The organism is Paenibacillus jiangxiensis (assembly GCF_046098255.1).
Taxonomy (GTDB): domain Bacteria; phylum Bacillota; class Bacilli; order Paenibacillales; family Paenibacillaceae; genus Paenibacillus; species Paenibacillus jiagnxiensis.
This window is the reverse complement of the sequence record NZ_JBJURI010000032.1, coordinates 1-16,980: the sequence shown is the minus strand read 5'-3', so window position 1 is coordinate 16,980 and position 16,980 is coordinate 1. Positions and strand designations below refer to the sequence as shown.

At 42.6% G+C, this 16,980-nt stretch carries 16 protein-coding genes, 1 rRNA gene and 1 pseudogene; 5 read left to right on the top strand and 13 right to left on the bottom strand.

Annotation, left to right across the window (positions count from 1 at the left end; translation table 11 throughout):
- Positions 1-33 precede the first annotated feature (33 nt).
- The gene (locus tag ACI1P2_RS25225) at positions 34-909 is read left to right on the top strand and encodes a lipase family protein (RefSeq protein WP_355324532.1); all 876 of its coding nucleotides are present in this window, start codon (positions 34-36) and stop codon (positions 907-909) included.
- Positions 910-1,036: 127 nt separating this feature from the next.
- Here the strand turns inward: ACI1P2_RS25225 and ACI1P2_RS25220 are convergent, their stop codons facing one another.
- Positions 1,037-2,152 (bottom strand): RNA-guided endonuclease InsQ/TnpB family protein, encoded by a 1,116-nt coding sequence (locus ACI1P2_RS25220; protein ID WP_355324710.1) that lies wholly within the window; start codon positions 2,150-2,152, stop codon positions 1,037-1,039.
- Between the two features lie 148 nt (positions 2,153-2,300).
- Between ACI1P2_RS25220 and ACI1P2_RS25215 the strand changes: the two genes are divergently transcribed.
- Positions 2,301-2,759 carry a hypothetical protein gene (locus ACI1P2_RS25215; protein WP_355324529.1) on the top strand — a complete coding sequence of 153 codons (459 nt, stop codon included), beginning with the start codon at positions 2,301-2,303 and terminating at the stop codon, positions 2,757-2,759.
- A gap of 41 nt (positions 2,760-2,800) precedes the next feature.
- Complete coding sequence (locus tag ACI1P2_RS25210) at positions 2,801-3,073, top strand: hypothetical protein (RefSeq protein ID WP_355324526.1); 273 nt, start codon at positions 2,801-2,803, stop codon at positions 3,071-3,073.
- A gap of 131 nt (positions 3,074-3,204) precedes the next feature.
- On the opposite strand, the gene ACI1P2_RS25205 is transcribed toward ACI1P2_RS25210, so the two are convergent.
- The 8 genes and pseudogenes from ACI1P2_RS25205 to ACI1P2_RS25170 form a co-directional block, all read right to left on the bottom strand.
- Complete coding sequence (locus ACI1P2_RS25205) at positions 3,205-3,768, bottom strand: GNAT family N-acetyltransferase (protein ID WP_355324523.1); 564 nt, start codon at positions 3,766-3,768, stop codon at positions 3,205-3,207.
- A gap of 522 nt (positions 3,769-4,290) precedes the next feature.
- Complete coding sequence (locus ACI1P2_RS25200; RefSeq protein WP_355324707.1) at positions 4,291-5,100, bottom strand: SDR family NAD(P)-dependent oxidoreductase; 810 nt, start codon at positions 5,098-5,100, stop codon at positions 4,291-4,293.
- Entirely contained in the window at positions 5,097-5,741 is a 645-nt protein-coding gene (locus tag ACI1P2_RS25195; RefSeq protein ID WP_355324520.1) for an NAD(P)-dependent oxidoreductase, read from the bottom strand. The genes ACI1P2_RS25200 and ACI1P2_RS25195 overlap by 4 nt, the downstream gene beginning before the upstream one ends.
- A 99-nt stretch (positions 5,742-5,840) precedes the next feature.
- Positions 5,841-6,512 carry a DJ-1/PfpI family protein gene (locus ACI1P2_RS25190; RefSeq protein WP_355324517.1) on the bottom strand — a complete coding sequence of 224 codons (672 nt, stop codon included), beginning with the start codon at positions 6,510-6,512 and terminating at the stop codon, positions 5,841-5,843.
- Positions 6,513-6,635: 123 nt separating this feature from the next.
- Positions 6,636-7,226, bottom strand: a complete 591-nt coding sequence (locus ACI1P2_RS25185) for a TetR/AcrR family transcriptional regulator (protein WP_355324514.1) — start codon at positions 7,224-7,226, stop codon at positions 6,636-6,638.
- Between the two features lie 878 nt (positions 7,227-8,104).
- Complete coding sequence (locus ACI1P2_RS25180) at positions 8,105-9,001, bottom strand: SDR family oxidoreductase (RefSeq protein ID WP_355324511.1); 897 nt, start codon at positions 8,999-9,001, stop codon at positions 8,105-8,107.
- 292 nt (positions 9,002-9,293) lie between these two features.
- Complete coding sequence (locus ACI1P2_RS25175; RefSeq protein ID WP_355324704.1) at positions 9,294-9,578, bottom strand: helix-turn-helix domain-containing protein; 285 nt, start codon at positions 9,576-9,578, stop codon at positions 9,294-9,296.
- A gap of 150 nt (positions 9,579-9,728) precedes the next feature.
- Positions 9,729-10,198: pseudogene (locus ACI1P2_RS25170) on the bottom strand (AraC family transcriptional regulator); the annotation flags it as partial.
- Between the two features lie 257 nt (positions 10,199-10,455).
- On the opposite strand from ACI1P2_RS25170, the gene ACI1P2_RS25165 reads away from it, so the two are divergent.
- Positions 10,456-11,346 (top strand): LysR family transcriptional regulator, encoded by an 891-nt coding sequence (locus ACI1P2_RS25165; RefSeq protein ID WP_355324701.1) that lies wholly within the window; start codon positions 10,456-10,458, stop codon positions 11,344-11,346.
- 403 nt (positions 11,347-11,749) lie between these two features.
- Here ACI1P2_RS25165 and ACI1P2_RS25160 read toward each other — a convergent pair whose 3' ends face one another.
- The 3 genes from ACI1P2_RS25160 to ACI1P2_RS25150 are packed head-to-tail and all read right to left on the bottom strand — an operon-like array spanning position 11,750 to position 15,200.
- Positions 11,750-12,889, bottom strand: coding sequence for an MFS transporter (locus tag ACI1P2_RS25160; protein ID WP_408976347.1), 1,140 nt, complete (start codon positions 12,887-12,889; stop codon positions 11,750-11,752).
- Between the two features lie 53 nt (positions 12,890-12,942).
- Complete coding sequence (locus ACI1P2_RS25155; RefSeq protein ID WP_355324505.1) at positions 12,943-14,073, bottom strand: radical SAM/SPASM domain-containing protein; 1,131 nt, start codon at positions 14,071-14,073, stop codon at positions 12,943-12,945.
- Entirely contained in the window at positions 14,070-15,200 is a 1,131-nt protein-coding gene (locus tag ACI1P2_RS25150) for a radical SAM protein (RefSeq protein WP_355324502.1), read from the bottom strand. Before ACI1P2_RS25150 ends, ACI1P2_RS25155 begins: the two co-directional genes overlap by 4 nt.
- A 666-nt stretch (positions 15,201-15,866) precedes the next feature.
- Here ACI1P2_RS25150 and ACI1P2_RS25145 point away from each other — a divergent pair.
- Positions 15,867-16,709 (top strand): hypothetical protein, encoded by an 843-nt coding sequence (locus ACI1P2_RS25145; RefSeq protein WP_408976349.1) that lies wholly within the window; start codon positions 15,867-15,869, stop codon positions 16,707-16,709.
- Between the two features lie 197 nt (positions 16,710-16,906).
- Here ACI1P2_RS25145 and rrf read toward each other — a convergent pair.
- Positions 16,907-16,980, bottom strand: a 5S ribosomal RNA gene (gene rrf / locus ACI1P2_RS31495); the annotation flags it as partial.

Genomic DNA, 16,980 nt, shown 5'->3' with positions numbered 1-16,980 from the left:
TTCAAATGCTACTGCAGTTAGGAGGCATAGAGATTGAGCAGAAAAATTGATGATGAAACCTACAAGGAGATGTCAAGATTAGCATATCTGGATTATGAAGAAGGTTACGATCCTTTGGAGTTGCCTGGATGGAAAGTATTGAAAAATACTCACAGTAATAACATCTCCGGCTTTGATGCCGTAACCTTCTATAATCCTGAAACGAAACAAGCGGTCATTGCGTATCGGGGAACCGATGGCGTCGAGCCTCTGCCTACATCTGTCCCCGACTTCATCATGGATGGCCGAATCGGAATACCTGAAATCGGGCGTAAAATTGACCAAAGCCTGGATTTCACACCCGAATGGCTGGACAAGGGGACTCAAAAAGTCAGAGACTTCACCGGAATAACCAAGCTTGAAAATAATCTGGGCGAAAGAGCTAAAATAGAGGAAAAGGATTCTTTTGCCGGTAAAAACAATCAAATGTATGAAGCCGAAGATTATGCAAAAGAGATGCAGAAAAAATATAAAGATTACAACTTCTCTCTAACAGGACACTCGCTCGGTGGCGGAAACGCACAGTATGCGGCCGCTTACACAGGAATGACGGCTGTGACCTTCAGCGCTCCTTCAGTAATCTCCAGTCTGACACCGGAAATCCAACGCAAGGCAGAAGAAGGTGGATTTGATAGCCAGATTACCAACTTTGCTCATCCAGGGGACTTTGTAGCCAGTGGTCTTTTCGGAGGATATGATCGGCACGTCGGAGCAACCTACTACATAGATTCCAATTATGGGAACGCTAATAAAGGCATCGGTATTATTGAAAAGATCAGCAACTCATTTGGCGGACCGAATTACCATAGTCTAGAACAGTGTCAACAACTCATGACTAAAGTCACGAGCTTGTCTCTGCCTACTTCGTAGACAGTGCTTGCGTTTCACACAAGCCTTTTAGACTTATTCCTAACCGGTAGTGCAAACGCACCTCGTGGTGCTCCTACCTTAGCGTGTTGGAACATCAGGACGGTTGACCTCACCCCTACAACAAGAGTTATACTCCCGCTGTAACTGTACCGATGTACTCGGTTCCTTTGCGGTACAGATTCATGGCACCGATTCGGTCATCGTTCGAACGATAGTGACAGGCTCGACATTCAAACGTATGCGTCTTTTTGTTTCGATTGGCTCGCTCAATATGTGAGCATTTCGGGCAGGTTTGAGAAGTGTATTTAGGGTCTAATGCGATGACTCGTTGGCCGTTCAGTCGAGCCTTGTACTCCAACATTTCACGGAACTGGTGAAATGCCCAGGATACCGACACATACCGATGGCGAACACGTACTTTTTCAGTTGCGGAACGAACATGCTTTAAATTTTCGATCACAAACAGTGTGCCTTTCGGATACGTTTCAACGAGTGCCTTGGTTACCTGATGGTTAACATCCGTAACATAACGGTTTTCTCTTGAACCGATCTGCTTGAGTCGTTTACGAGCCGATGGGGTTTGTCTCATCTGAAGTTGTTTGCGTAAGGCTTCATATTGGCCTCGTTTGTGTTTCACCGTTCGTCCAGGATAAAACGTCGTCTGGCTTTGACTGTCGTAGGTGGTGGCCAGAAAGTTGATCCCCAGGTCAATGCCAACGATGTGGTTGACCTTTGTAAAATCCATTTCAGAGGACTCTTTGGTCATGGGAATATGCAAGAACCATTTCCTATATTTATAAATGAGTTTGGCCGTACCCCACTTACACGTGCCATCAAAGAAGTGCTGCATTCCTTTTCTTTTGTAGCGGAGCTTTACTCGCCCGTCCAGTGTGTTTACGCTAAACCGATCTTGGTTCAAAGAATAATCCCGATTCCATACCAGATCATATTCAGGCCGTTTGAATTTGACCAAGTTCCAATCGTGCCCGTTGGATCGAGCAGATGTATAGCGGGCGATGACAGTTTTGATCACCGATTGTGCCATTTGACTTTTCAAACTAAAACGACTTCGAAGCTCTCGATAATACAAATCATTAAGTGTACGCTGACTTAATGCTTTCGTTTGAAATACAATGACTGAAAGATAGTTACATGCTTCCCGATAGGCATGGATGGTCTTGGTGAGCATTTCCGTAGTTTCATGCGGGACATAGATTTGGATTTTTGCTGTAAGGGTAGATATCGGATTCACCTCTTTTCACTGAATTATAGCATGCCATGTTAAATTTTCATGGTAGAAGGAGGAAGCATGGAACATTCGGCTTTCGAGCTACCGACGGTAGCCCTTATGCCGAGCGCAATTCCTCACACGACTAAAGTCGCTTGTGTCCATGCGCGGTTATGAATTTAAAAATGGATATATCTCCAATGATCTATATGACCCGGTTACAGGGGAGACAATTGACTACTCGCCGCGCGAGCCATCCGACTTTGCAGAAAACTTGGTTGAGCTTGGCAAAGACTTAAGAAATCATGTATTCACCTTCGCACGCGAACTTGCTGCAGTTGCCGCTGCCGCTAGCACAATTCAGGTGACACCGGAGGAACTAAAGTCAGTAGCTTTGCGTTGGAAAAACAATGCACAACGAAGCAATGAAGAACTGAACAAGGTAAGCAGGCTGTTGACACAGTACCTTCATTCCAGCCGCAGCCAGAGGCTTGAGCCCATCGTCACACGGCTTGATGCTTCTATGAAAGAATTGGGAACATGGCATATGAAGCGGACCAATGAGTTTTTAACCTTTATCGAGCAGAAAGCAGTGCAATTCGAGCAGGTAGACAGAAATTAATCCTGCTGTAGCGCAAACAACATAACATGGGGGAAGCATCTATGAGTGGAAAACTGCTGGTTGAGTTGGATGATCTAAGACGTGCTGAAAGGGAACTGACCCGCCTGCTGGAAGGGCTGCGGGCGGATGAGATCGAAGCCAAAAGCTTGTACAAGCGGCTTGAGGACTGGAAAGGCAACGGCGCAAATACAACAAGAGAACAGATTGAAGCTTTCTTTTCGGGTTTGTCCCAACGCATACAGTCCATAGAGTTGCAGAAGCAAAGCTTGTTACAGTACATAGAAGCCATGGTACAGGCCGATCAGGGCCGTTAGAAGTAACTCGTAGTAAAATGGGCGGCGAGTAAATCGCAACCCTGTTCGCGCATTCGATTCCGAAAAACCGCCATACTGGCTAAATTCAGCCCAGTATGGCGGTTTCGTTTTCACATATTCAATTTATTCAATTATCGAAATGACTGGTGGTGAAAAGAAGTGATCTGCTTAAACAGTGCCGGCCCATCTTCAGCGGCAGCTTGACTTGGATCCTGGGTCAAGGGCAGATACATCGCCTGATACGTCTCCGGTATCCATTTGTACGTATGGACATAATCAGTCATCCGAAAACCGCATTTCAACCAAAATCTTTTGCGAAGATCGTTCTCAGGCAGCTGCTCGCTTTCCACTTCTATGATCAGCTCGTTCAGCTGAAGCTCCGATGCAGCCCAGGAAGCCAATGCTTTTACCAGCCATTCCCCCAAGCCCTGGCCCCTATATTCCTCTTTCACCGCCAAATAATCAATAATCAGCGCTTTACCATTCTCCGCCTTGCCTGTAATGGCCATAGCTGCCACGGCAGACTTATCTACCACAACATGCAAAAAGCTGAGCTTCCGGTCGAACATCTGCTTGATAATCCGGTCCGGCTTACGGCCGTGCTCAAAAGATTGATGATAAATTCGCCTTGCCTCCAGCCACCATTTTTCGTCCAACTTCTCCAGGGTAATCAGCTTCAATTGTTCTGCCTCCATGGTGGTTTGTACTCCTTCTTGCTATTCTGATGATCTTGTTTCGAAACAACAATCCGTCCCGTACAGCGCTCGGATTCATGATTCACCACAACTGAGGGATCTGAAGAATAGATGCTTCTCTCCTATTTAGTTTTACAAATTCCGTCTTAATAAGCAAATTCGCAAGCTTTTGCTGGCCTTCTTCAACTCAGTCTTTGCATTCCTTGAGTCACAAATACAATCTGTCTTGACATGGGGTCGTTCATCTAAAAGGGGAAATTGTGCTTTTCGTTTACATTAAGAATTTTATGAGGCTTTATGTATGAAGATGGCTGGATCGATGAGCCTTTTTCAGCCGGAATAAAGCCATTCAATCCACAGCCATCTGCTGCCCATACGTTTACTGATGAACGTCAACTTTGGTTGACCGTAGGAGAAAATTTACTGCGTTTGGATAGTCCTAGCACTACCCGAGACTGGTCATTCGCCAGAATCTGCATTTTATGCATGCAGAAAAAGAGTCCCGCAAATAAGTCAGGTAATTCATAAAAGTTTTCCTAATCTTTGCATGCACTCTTCCCATAACCACGCTGATAAAGCAGGATCGTCAAGCATCCTGTTCCTTTGTGCTTTTTGTTTCCGTACATAATAATCGCCATTAAGTTTCGTACTCGTTTCTGCCAAATAAACTAATGTTTCTGCTCCCTTTTCAGGTGTTGCAAGGAATGGCGAAAAGACTACCTTTAAAATATTCGCGTAAAAACCCATATATCGACCAAAATCAGAACTGATGAGTCCAGGGTGAAAATCCGCAAACTCAATTGAATATCGTCTGTGGTACTCCCTGAACAACATCCCGGTAATAAGTTTACTTCGAGCATAAATCGCATGAGCCCGTAACCCATTCGTCTTTTGCCAGTCGCTCTTGTTTATGGTCGCTCCTTTATGAGAACGAGAGGAGGTATTCACGATCCGTCCATTTTTTTTCAAATGTGGGGTTAACATCAGAGTAAGTAGAAATGGAGACAATGTATTCACTTGAAAAATAGGTTCATTGCCATCCACGGTTAATCCTCTCTCTGTAGGAATTCCTCCAGCATTATTCGCCAATACATCAATTCTTGAAAAATCATTTAAAAGTTGATTGGCTAGACTCTTTACACTGTTTAGATCAGTAAAGTCAGCAGTGTATGGCTTGACCCCTAACTCCTTGGCTATCTTCTCCGTTCGTTGGATCGATCTCCCCACCGGTATAACTTGAGCTCCGCGTTCAAATAATTTTTTAGCCGCGGCGGCACCTACGCCTGAACTTGCACCAGTCACTACAATAATTTTCCCTTTAAGTAAGGTCATCCGTTCCACCGACTTAGCACAGCACGCTGCTTAACAAACTTTCGATCAGTAACTGAGGTGAGGACAAAATCTGCAACACATGCACGAGAGATCGTCAATTTGGCAGGCGTCTTTAGAGAAGACGAAGCGACATACTTATTTTTATCGGTTTCATCAGTTAAAGATCCAAAATATGCAATAGTCCACTCAAGATTACTTTCAACTACGACTTTTTCTGCTGCGCTCAAATCTGCAAAATCTTTACGAAAAAAGGTATATCCCAGAAATTTAATGAAAATGTTTGCATTGCTTAATGTTTCACCTGCGCCATAGCTCATCAACAGCGATAATCGTTTAATACTATTAACATTCATAGCTTGTACGACCGAACTCATTGCATGATTTAAAATCTTCCCTCCGGTCCCCTTTATAACCAATCCGTTTCCTAACGCAGAAATAACCGCATCATGTCCCCTCATAGCATCCTGTAATTTATGTTGATCTTCCAATACATTTCCTATTACAACCTTTAAATTGGAGTGATTTAAATCAAGCCCATCCGTTCTTCGTACAAAAGCAGTCACCTCATGATTATCTGATAGGGCTTGGCTAACAATTAGCCTACCTATGCCTCCGTTTGCACCTACCACGAATAGTTTCATTTTAATCTTCTCCTTCTTATTAGAAGTTATCGCGGCTTTTATCTGCTTTTGCCACTGCAAATCATACCTGCCTTTACTTTACCTTCCAGGGTATTACCGTTAATTATCCTCGCCTGCATTCGAATAATAATCAACAGGTAAGGGGCCCGAATTCTTCCAAACCGTTCCCCGTTTCTCATACTGGAATAGTTTCTCCACTTCATGAGCGATCCTTGGACCAAACTCTCTTTCAACAACATAAATTGCAAGATCTAAGCCAGATGTTACTCCAGCACCAGTAATTAAATCCCCATCGTCCACTACTCTAGCATGAACAGCATTTGCGCCACTTGCGGATAGTAAATCCATTCCCATATGATGTGTAACAACGTTCCTGCCTTCCAGTGCACCTGTCATTGCCATCAGCATAGAACCGCCACATACCGATGTCACTAAAATTTCCGGGTCGTTTATGGCATTTTTTATGAGTTCTCCCAACTCCGTTTCAGAAGCATTTTTCAATTTCATTAGAATGGAGTCGGGGTCTCCCTCAATAAACGACCCTGCCGCACCTGGCAATAAAATAATTCCCTGCTTTGAAAGATCTAACTTTCCTTCAACTTCCATAGGGTAATTTTTAACGCCACTACGCATTAAATTGTGACCATCGACACTTACAAAACGAACGTTAATTTCCTCTTTAGTTAATTGGCTAGCTGTAACAAATACTTCATAAGGGGCAACGACATCTAATAAATCAAACCCTTCAAACAAAACGATTTGAACGTTCATTTTTACACCTCTTTAGTAATTTTTTTAATCAAAACGAACCATAGGACCGGACCGTCCGGTTCGTTTTGATTATAACATGTTAATCAACTAATTTCCTCTATAAATATGACTGCTTTTCAACATCTACACGGAGTACGATAATAACAGCCTTTTTGTAAAGTCCAAATTATTTTTGATATGCTCATTACTTAATGAAAGGCGGCTTGCCATAATAGCCCCTTCCATTGAAGCAAGAAGGTAAGATGCCATAGAGCGTGGTTCAAGTTCATTAGTAAATTCTCCAGATTCAATACCTTCGTTAAGTAGTGTTTCTACAAACATAGTCATATTGTTGAAGGCTTTAGACGTCATGGTTTTCAATTCTGGAAAGGTGCTGTCACTTTCAACAGCTGTATTTAATAATGGACATCCTCCTTCAATAGGAGGGTTATGGACAGCATCTAAATAGATTTCTGAAATAGCCAATATCTTCTCTAAAGTCGTTGCTTTATTTTCAACTGAATTATTAATATGAGACCAAATAATCAATCCGGCTTTTTCATAAGACGCCAAGACAATATCATTTTTATCCTTAAATCTTCGATAAATGCTCCCTTTAGGCAACCCCGTCTCACTCATGATATCCTGTATTGAAGTCTTATGGATTCCCTTCGTATTAAATAATATAAGCGACTTATCAACAATCAAATTATAAACTTTATCATGATTAGTCATAACTTTCAGCTACCTCTTCCAATTTAAGATTTAATTGAAACTGCAGTAAAGAACTTCATACCTAGTTTAAGTGTATTCTTTGCATCACTATATCACACCAAGGAAACCGAAGCCACTGATTAACGGCATATGTAATCGTGGTACTGAGCAATCCCTCGGGCACGCAGCGAATAACGAGCATTGAGTCTTGAATCATGTTTATTTCAAACTAAAAATGCTCATGTGAAGGACAGCAATCCAGCAGTCTACTTTTCTTTTTTCGGACGAACGTAGACAATGGATTTCGGCTGCTTCTGCACATAGCGAAAGTAAAATCTCAATGCGCTGATCGTTGGTTGATTTAAGCTCGAACAACCTATTTGAGCATCGAGAGCATATTAGCACTCGAAACCGCTGTGATGTTACAGGCTTTCTACAGCTTCGATGCTGTAAGGAATCGTCCAGATTTTTTATCCGGAACCTATCGCTTCAATCGTATACCGATCATTTCTTCATGCAAGTAGAGTAAATTAATTTTCATTTCACTTCCTCATTAGTATATCAACCGTTCAAAAATTTGGAAATCTAATCTCATAAAAAAAGGGCCTTAAGATGGAATTTCATCTCAAGGTCCTGATTCTTTCGACGCATATGGTGTTTCATCGTTTAACTTTAATTTTTCATTATAATAAATCCCTTTCCTTTACTTGCCCGATCTCTGCTTACGCCCCCCTATCTTCACCAAACTATGTCTCAGCACTATTCAGCAGGCAACTTTTTTGAAGTCTCTCAGTCAGCTCCTGAACCCGCAAAAGCGGACTGTACAGTTTAAAGAAAGGATAGAACGAGGATACCTCGTCTGTCCTTTCAACGATCAACTTGTCTATATACACAAATCATCAACCGGTAAAGTATGCCTCCCTGTCGATATCCGGAATGAGTGCTGGCTGAACGGGACGCCATCCGAGGCGTTCCTGGGTCAGGGCGCTTGATGTCGGATTATCAATCGAGACAAAGTGCGCCAGCCAACCGAAGTGATCGGCGGCCTCCTCAGGAGATTTGCTGACGACAGGCACATTAAGGCGGCGGCCGATTACGGCGGCGATGTCGCGAAGCGGCACACCCTCATCGCCAATCGCATGCAGTCTGGAACCAGCAGGTGCAGATTCAAGCGCCAGCCGATAGAGACGCGCGGCATCGAGCCGGTGCACAGCAGCCCAACGGTTAGCTCCAGCGCCTACATAAGCCGAGACCCCCGTTCTACGGGCGATATCGATCAAAACCGGTACAAATGCCCGATCACCATCACCATGTACCGATTCCGGAAGACGCACCACCGATGCGCGAACTCCTCGCGAAGCCATAGCTAAAGCCCTCTCTTCCGATGCGATGCGGGTCGCTGAGGCCGAATTGGGGTCGGGTGTGTCATTTTCCGTTCCAAGACGGCCGGGTGTAAGGAGAGCATTTACCGAAGTGACTACGAATGGTCGATCAGAACCAGCTAATGCCTCCCCGAGCACCTCGACAACTTCACTATCCTTCTTGCACGCACCGGCGTAATCCGAGAAATCATGAATGAAAGCCGCATGGATCACGCCATCCGCAGAGGCCGCTCCGCTGCGCAGACTGTCGAGATCGTCAAGAGATCCGTGATGCACTGCTGCCCCAGCTGCGGTGAGCGTTGCTGCTGCCGCTTCCGAGCGGGCGAGGCCTACCACCTCATGCCCCGCTCCGATCAGTTCCCGCACAATGGCGGACCCGATAAAGCCAGTAGCCCCTGTAACAAAAACACGCATAATGAATTCCTCCTACACAATAAGTAGTAAAGCTATACATATATTTTAGACTGAGCTTCACCAGGATGTTTGCCAGTTCCACGCTGCTTCTTGCCTGATCCGCCGGAAAACAGCATAACCTTAGATCAACATAAATAGCTCTGAACTACTCATGTCCAAAACAACTGTCCCTCGGGTTTTGAAAAAAAGAAAGCCCGCAAGCCATATGGCTGCGGGTGCAGGAGGAATCGTAGCGAATACACATCGAAAAGTCAAACTAAGCGGTTTATGCTGACTTTTATCCAGTGGTTGATCAATCCAGCATTTGTGCTAGTTGACGCCATCTGGCGATATCTTTGCTTGGCGGACTGCCAAAAAAGCGGCTGTAATCGCGGCTAAATTGGGAGGTACTCACATATCCCACCGGTCGGCATGCCGTGGTTGCATCCATTGAAGCGGATAACATCAGACGCCGTGCTTCATGAAGACGTAGAGCTTTTTGGTACTGCAGCGGGCTCATCGAAGTGACTGACTTAAAATGCTCGTTAAACGAGGACACACTCAAGTGCACCAAATCAGCCAAGTCTGCGACCTTCATCTGCTGGGCAAAGTTGTTGCGGAGCCAGGCAATCGCCTTTGCAACCCGCTGTACGCCCGAATCGGCAAAACCCATTTCTGCGGCATGAACGCCTATAGGACTTCGCAGGACACGTATCAATATTTCATCCACCACGAGCGGAGCTACCAACTCGATGTCGCCAGGATCGGATAAACACTCCACCAGCCTGCTCACCGCACTTATAACGCTCAGCTCAGCGTTCGTGACATAACCCGCACTCCGCTGATGAATGGGAGGCAGTCCGTGAGGATACACTTTCAGGACCAACTCGGCGATCCTTTGCGGGTTAAGATCCAGCCTGACACCGAGAACCGGTTCGGAAAGACTGGCAAGCGTGGCCTGGGCAGCAACCGGGAGGGCAACGGGGACGATAAACATCTGCCACCGCCGAAGGAATAGACCTCCTTCCCCACCGTAACAGCCTTTTCTCCTTGTGCAGCAATCCATAAAGAGGGCTGCTCAATAGTATGCACGTAGTCTGCGTCTATTTGTGAATGGCGAGCGAGGAGCAAACCAGGGACAGGTTGGACAATAGAACCATCATGTGGGACAAGAGTGTGAATTTGACGTGCCAATCGGGCCGTTTCTGCGGCAAGCATACTCCTGGCGTTATCCGACGTCTGTGGAACCGTATGTTCATCCAGCATCCTCATCGTTTCCTAAGCAGCTCCTTGTTTCTATTGCGAAAAGTATACAAACAATTACGGCAAGCGTCAAACTGCTCTCATCCATCCCTTAGCGTTTCTATTAAACACATAATTAACTTTTTATTTGAACTCCGTTGATGCTCATAGATTAACTCTATATAAAGAGCATACATAGAAACAACCAAGGGAGAGTCGGATACGTGAATCTTATGAAACTGCAAATTGTCGAACTGATCGACCGCCATCACCACATGACCAGTGTCGCCGAAATACTCGGTATCAAGCAGCCTACGGTTACGTTCCATATGAAGTCGCTGGAGGAGGAGATGCAGGTCAAATTGTTTGAATCCCGAAACGGCAAAACATTTCTTACCGAAGCTGGGCAAGCCTTACTCCATTATGCCGTCAAAATGAATGCTCTTGCCAAAGAGTCAAAACGCGTTGTCAGGGAGTACGACAGCCTGTACCGTGGCACGCTGCATATCGGCGCAAGCTATGTACCTGCGACTTACTTGCTCCCGCCTATTTTGCAGACTTTTTCGCGGGAATTCCCGGGCATTCGGATCTCATTGTCCGTCAAACCTTCGCCGGTGATCCGGGATATGCTTAGCCGGCACCAGATCGATCTGGGCATCGTCTCGTCAGAGCCTTTCACCGGGCAGAACCTGGTGGCTGAATCCTTGTGCTCCGATGATCTGGTCCTCGTGTGTGCCGCTGGACACCCGCTGACAAAATCGGAATCGCCGGAACCCGAACAAATTGCTCATACGCCTTTTGCCCTACATGGAACAGAATCAAGCACGCGGAAGGTAACAGACCAATGGGTTAACCAGCACGGCCTCCGTCTGCGCAGTACCGTGGAACTGGATTCTTTGGAAGCGATCAAACAACTGGTCTTGTTAGGAGATCATATTTCGTTTATGTCACGAATGGCCGCTTGGCGGGAAAAGGAGCAAGGATGGCTGCACATTCTCCCCATTCCAGGGCTTCAGTCATCCCGGTATATTTACAGTGTACATAATGCCGACCGTTTGCCTTCTGTTCAGATCAACCGTTTTCTGCAGGTGCTGCGGGAGACAAGCTCCCGCATTAAGCATTGAGTTTTGAATCATGTTTATTTCATCAAAAAATGCTCAAGTGAAATACAAAAAAGGCGCTTGCTAGCACCTCAATATCCTGCCACCAATTAAGAATGGAACGGGACTAATCGGGCAACAGAAGAGACACCAATGGAGGTGATTGACACTCGACTGGAGGACACATCTGCTTCCCGTAAACAAAGACATACGGGAGTTCGAATTTTTCAGCGTCTATAAGACTTTCCTGGCAGACAGAACTCCGCACTGGCCTACATCAAAAATGCAAAAACAAAATGGAATTATTTTAGCACTGAGGGTAATAACCGACTAATGCCTGCATGAACTGTTTGTTTGAACGCAAATCAAAGATAAACCACTGTCATGTTCGACAGCAGTTTATCAGTAACTTGACATATAAAAGAGTCTACTTTCCATGCTTCATTTTTTTCATCGAAAACAGTAAAAGAACAGGAACCATCGCAATGATTCCGCAAAGAATCCATGAAATCTGAATGGGTGTCTGATCCGAGTTTAAATCTGTAAAATTACGGCTGATAAACCCCGTAACGATTAGACCTGCGCACATACCTAACTGGGAAAAGGCTGAATCCAATGACAATAAAGTTGCACGATATTCATTAGATATCCGCTTGTTGAGAAAGACCTGCTTAGCTGCCGGATACATTCCTCTACCGATCTCATAAACTAAAAAGGTAACCAGCACCGGATAAAAAGAGTTTAAAGCTCCTGCCATAGCAAGCCACGTGCCGATCATTGCACAGGACAGCATTAGAACAACCATATCATTATATTTATTGTATAATTTTCGGACCAAGAAGCTCCCAAACGTCATACAGAGTGAATAAGCCGCTTTAATAATACCCATCACCCATACCCCTTGTTCGGATAAACCGACCAGGCGCGGCTGTTGAAATGTATTGCCTGCTGAATTGGAGAAGCTTATGAATAAACCAACGATAAATATAATCCATATAACCTTATGATTCAGTCCGATACGCACACTTTCCCGTATTATTGCTGAAAGGCTGTTAACAGCATGATGACGATTTCCTGTCTTATTTTCAACCATAAAGCAGAAGCATAATAAAATGGCCGCTATAATAGAAATAATGCTGGCTATCCAAGGAAAAGAATAATTGTAAGCTGCGAGAAAGGCTCCTAATAAACCACAGAAAATACCCGAGATATATTGAATGCTGTTGGCTGTCGTAAACAGCTTCTCGACAGGGTGGTCGCTATTTTCAACAACCCAGGATTCCAGGGATCCGGATTGCAGACAAATAGCCAGCCCCCCGAATATCTGTGCTAGCATAAGCAACCAAAGCTCATTCGCTTGCATGAAAATAACACTGTAGATTAAATAACAAATTAATCCCAATAGAACCGAAGTTTTTCTTCCATACTTGTCGGCGATGGCTCCCGTAGGCACTTCCAATAGAAAAATACTTAGAAAAAATATTACCAATAGATAGTTCGCATTTTCCAAAGATAACCCTTTCGATAACAAAAAAAGTATCAAGGTGGTGCCTGTTATTTCACTCATAAAAAATTGAAGGAAACTAACCGAGTAAAATATTTGATGTGACTTAATGGACATTATAATTTCCTACTCTCGGTCACAAGCTTTTCATTGGAAGTTAACCGATGAAAGCTTTTTTGAGTTTCTTGGGAAAATAAAGGTATTATATATTTCTCGAATAGGGGCATAACTTCGCAATTAAGCGGGTCTTTTCGCATAATATCTCCATAAGCTTCATAAGCAAAGGCTCTGCAACCACATCCGCATATTTTTAAGTACTTACATTTTTGACACTCTCTGAAATCTGATAATTCTATATTCCAAAAATTTTTAAAACGATCGCTTTCTTTTACATTTCGAATGCTTTCGTTTTTTATATTTCCAAGCTCTAATTGAAGGAATCTAGAACACGGAGTAACTTCCCCAAGTCCTCTAATGCCTAAATTTCTTTTATTATACGCACACGGGTGCATATCTTGAGTTTTTTCCACGAAATCACAATCCTCAATTCCCGGTTGGAAAACATTAAATATCCAGAGTTCAAAGTCAGGCCTTTCATCAAGGTAATTTTTAATTACCTCGGATAATCTTTTAAAAACAAGTTCATAATTCTCCTCGTGTATGTCGTTTTTGTATTGTTTATATCGTCCAGCATTAAAAGGAAGATCAATTCTCCAAGCTTTAGGATGATGTGATTTAAGAAATTGATAGATATCATTCAGATGATTTACGTTATATTTATTTATGATGGTATTGATAGTCCAAGGCAGTTTAAGATGATCAAGTTTTTTTATGTTTTTTAATATGATCTTTTCTGTGCCGTTCCCCCTAATGAAATCATTATTTTTCCCTTCAAAACTTACTTTAATTTCCGTAATGTTATCTGCAAATTGTTGTAATTTGAACAAGTTTTCATCATTCAATAATGTCAAATTTGAAATAAAAATATTATTAATCCCTCTATTCTTGCAGTATTCTAACAAGGGAAAAAACTTATTGCTTGTAAGCACTTCTCCCCCTGATAAGATTATTCTTTCACATCCCATACTTTTCGCCTCATCAACGATTTCATATAGTCTTTCCAACTCCACCTCTTGTTGAAAAAACTCCTTTTTATTAAAGTCTCCGTAAAAACAGTGTTTGCATGTTAAGTTGCATTTAACAGTGATATCCATATGTAAATATCTTAACTCTGGTTTTTTTATCATATTGTCTCCTTTAGAAGAGAATTTTTTTCCAGGTAATATTTACACTTTAAATCATACATATAAGGCTGAGTTGAACTTCCCCTGGAGTATTGCAAACATGGATAACATTCTTTGAGTAAGTATTCACATTGGTTACATGGTTCTAAATTACCAAATAATTTTTCTTTGGACTCCTCTTTGAGTGCTTTGACATCCTTGAAGTATTCATTTTCATAAGTAATTGAACTAAGCTGTTTTTCAATTAGGTTTTCTATTCTGTAGATCTTTTCAGGTTCATTTGAAGTGGAAGATATTCTAAAGTACGGTTTGTAATTATCACATGGATAAACAAAGCCATCGTTTGATACAAAAAGTGTATCTCTAAAAATAGGACATTTGCTTGAGGTGCCTAAACTAATTTTTTTATTGCATGATATTTTTCTTAAATAGTCTTTTCCGGGTTCTGGAAGAAAGCATAACTCCAGATTAGAGAAGTCTTCTCCTTCATTTTCTTTTATATAGTTTGCTATTGAATCGATGAATAATAACTCTTCTTCAAAACTTACCGAAAAATTGTGACGCGATTTTTTGGTGTGCTTGTATTCAAGAATTTGTATCTTGTCTACTTTTTTTCGTTTGAAACTATCTATTAAATCAATTATTTCACTTCGATTTATATTCATAAAAATTGTATTTGTAAAGAATTTAAACTTTAAATTGCATCTTTTTTTGTAATCTAAGATATATTCTAACGATTTCAATTGATCTTGAAGCATATCTTTATTCCGAACGTATTTTACAGTTCCGGGGTTTAAGGAATCGATACTAAGTCCAATAAAATTTAAATTTTTGTTCAAAAGAATTTCATCATATCCCCCCTTGTATATCTCTTCACCAGCTGTAACAAATCCAAAAGGAATGTTGCGATCTTCCAATAGCTTTGCTAACTGAGTGATGTACTTATACTCTAATGGGTCTCCACCAAGCAAGCTTATTCCTTCAAGATTATTCGTTTTTGAAATATTTCTGATAATTTGATCTAATTGTTCAATTCCAACATCATGACTCCAATTTTTTCTTTCACTTGCATTATGACAAAACTTACAATTTAACGTGCATTTTTTTGTTAGATTCCATTTTATATACACTTATACACCATCCCTTTGTTATTTTCTGTTTGTTTCGAAAAAGTCTCTCTATAAAAAATTAGAGAGACTTTTTCATGAAATAACAGTTTAGCAGCAAGTATGAGTTCCTAAAATAATCTGCTTTCTTTTTTTTGTTTGTTTTTTGATCATTGGTATCACCTCTTTTCCATAAGTTTGCGGTTAGTATACCTATTTTTTCTAAATGAGCATGTGATATTTTTCATATAAATGTATTGTGTATAAGTTTTTTGTAATTTAATTGATATTTTTTACAGAAAGAAGAGAGGCACAGGATCACAGGCAAATCGTCATATCACCAGGTATTTGAGCTAATATGCCTCAAGACCCCTTTATTCAAGAACGCACTATGCTTAATTGGTTTAACAATATTTGTGACTCGTTTGTTGAGAAGGATCACCATATATTTTAAAATATCCAATGTATATGGATATTTAAATCTCCGTTAAACGAAGACACAATCATTTGCAACAAATCAGCCAAATCTGCCCGGCTTATAATAAAAAATGAAGCATGCCATTCAATAATTCTATGTGAATTTGATGCAATTCCCCTTCCCTATTAATAGTTCCCGTTTATTTCTCATTTAAAGTGGAATTATATTCAATAACCCAAAGGGAGTGGTGGAACTTGAACAAATGGAAACAGATGACGATGGCAGCGGTGCTGAGCTTCACGACGTTGGGAAGTGTTTTTGCTGGAACCGGGACACATTCCGTATATGCTGCCTCAAATGCCGTGCCTTCCTACGAAGTGAAATTCATCGTCAAACCCGAAGCTGTATTAACTTCTAATGGACAAGTTCAGGAAGACGTGATTGAGAAGCTGGGGCTCAACTCATCCCCGCAAGCCATCGGCGTAGCGTATTACGATACCGATCAGCTCGAATTAAACGAACAAGGCTGGGATGTACGATTCCGCAAAAAAGAGGACAAAAATAACTATGAGTTAACCTACAAAAAGCGGTATCCAATCATCAACGGTGATATTGATGCCGCCCTCAGCCTTGCTAATAAGGAAGGCTTTGATGCATCGGACGACAATTACGAAGCCGAGATCGATTGGGGCTATGGCAAGCAGACGCTTAGCTTCTCCAACACCAAGAAGGTAAGCACCAACACTGGAGGTACACAGCTACCTTCCGAACAGGAATCGCTGGATTTGTTGCTGGACAAGCTTCCGGGCAAGCTCGAAAAATGGTCTTCCAAGGGCTGGGGAGAGGAAAAGCTCTCTCAATCCCGTACCCACGGTCCACTGACCTTTTACCGTTACGAGGGAAATTGGGAGGGTCAGGAGCTGACTTTGGAGGTGTGGCCAATCCGAAATAGCGAGGGCACGGGAACTGAAAACCTGATTGAAGTTTCCTTTAAAACGGATGATCAAAAAACCGCCGCCCAACTCCGTTCCGAGCTGATGGACACGCTGGATGAAAACGGATGGCTTCTTCCCGTAGACGGTTTGAAAACACAGCTGATTCTGGAAAGGTACTAATAACAAACAAAGCCCATCATTGATCTCGATGATGGGCTTGTTTTTGGACCGAACGGAAGTATTGAGTATTGTTATGAAGTTCTTTAGGAATCCTGTAGTGGAGACCTTTCTGGTATACGAATTCAATCACTGGAAAGTAGACCAAACAAAAACAAGGCTGTCATCGAATTATCGATAACAGCCTTGTTTAGTTGTTTGCCTGGCAACGTCCTACTCTCCCAGGACCCTTCGGTCCAAGTACCATCGGCGCTGGAGGGCTTAACGGTCGTGT

Coding starts and splice junctions, on each gene's coding strand:
- ACI1P2_RS25215 (WP_355324529.1), top strand. CDS start 2,301: ATGCGCGGTTATGAATTTAAAAATGGATATATCTCCAATGATCTATAT.
- ACI1P2_RS25210 (WP_355324526.1), top strand. CDS start 2,801: ATGAGTGGAAAACTGCTGGTTGAGTTGGATGATCTAAGACGTGCTGAA.
- ACI1P2_RS25205 (WP_355324523.1), bottom strand. CDS start 3,768: ATGGAGGCAGAACAATTGAAGCTGATTACCCTGGAGAAGTTGGACGAA.
- ACI1P2_RS25200 (WP_355324707.1), bottom strand. CDS start 5,100: ATGACCTTACTTAAAGGGAAAATTATTGTAGTGACTGGTGCAAGTTCA.
- ACI1P2_RS25195 (WP_355324520.1), bottom strand. CDS start 5,741: ATGAAACTATTCGTGGTAGGTGCAAACGGAGGCATAGGTAGGCTAATT.
- ACI1P2_RS25190 (WP_355324517.1), bottom strand. CDS start 6,512: ATGAACGTTCAAATCGTTTTGTTTGAAGGGTTTGATTTATTAGATGTC.
- ACI1P2_RS25185 (WP_355324514.1), bottom strand. CDS start 7,226: ATGACTAATCATGATAAAGTTTATAATTTGATTGTTGATAAGTCGCTT.
- ACI1P2_RS25180 (WP_355324511.1), bottom strand. CDS start 9,001: ATGCGTGTTTTTGTTACAGGGGCTACTGGCTTTATCGGGTCCGCCATT.
- ACI1P2_RS25175 (WP_355324704.1), bottom strand. CDS start 9,578: ATGAAGGTCGCAGACTTGGCTGATTTGGTGCACTTGAGTGTGTCCTCG.
- ACI1P2_RS25165 (WP_355324701.1), top strand. CDS start 10,456: ATGAAACTGCAAATTGTCGAACTGATCGACCGCCATCACCACATGACC.
- ACI1P2_RS25160 (WP_408976347.1), bottom strand. CDS start 12,889: ATGAGTGAAATAACAGGCACCACCTTGATACTTTTTTTGTTATCGAAA.
- ACI1P2_RS25155 (WP_355324505.1), bottom strand. CDS start 14,073: ATGATAAAAAAACCAGAGTTAAGATATTTACATATGGATATCACTGTT.
- ACI1P2_RS25145 (WP_408976349.1), top strand. CDS start 15,867: ATGACGATGGCAGCGGTGCTGAGCTTCACGACGTTGGGAAGTGTTTTT.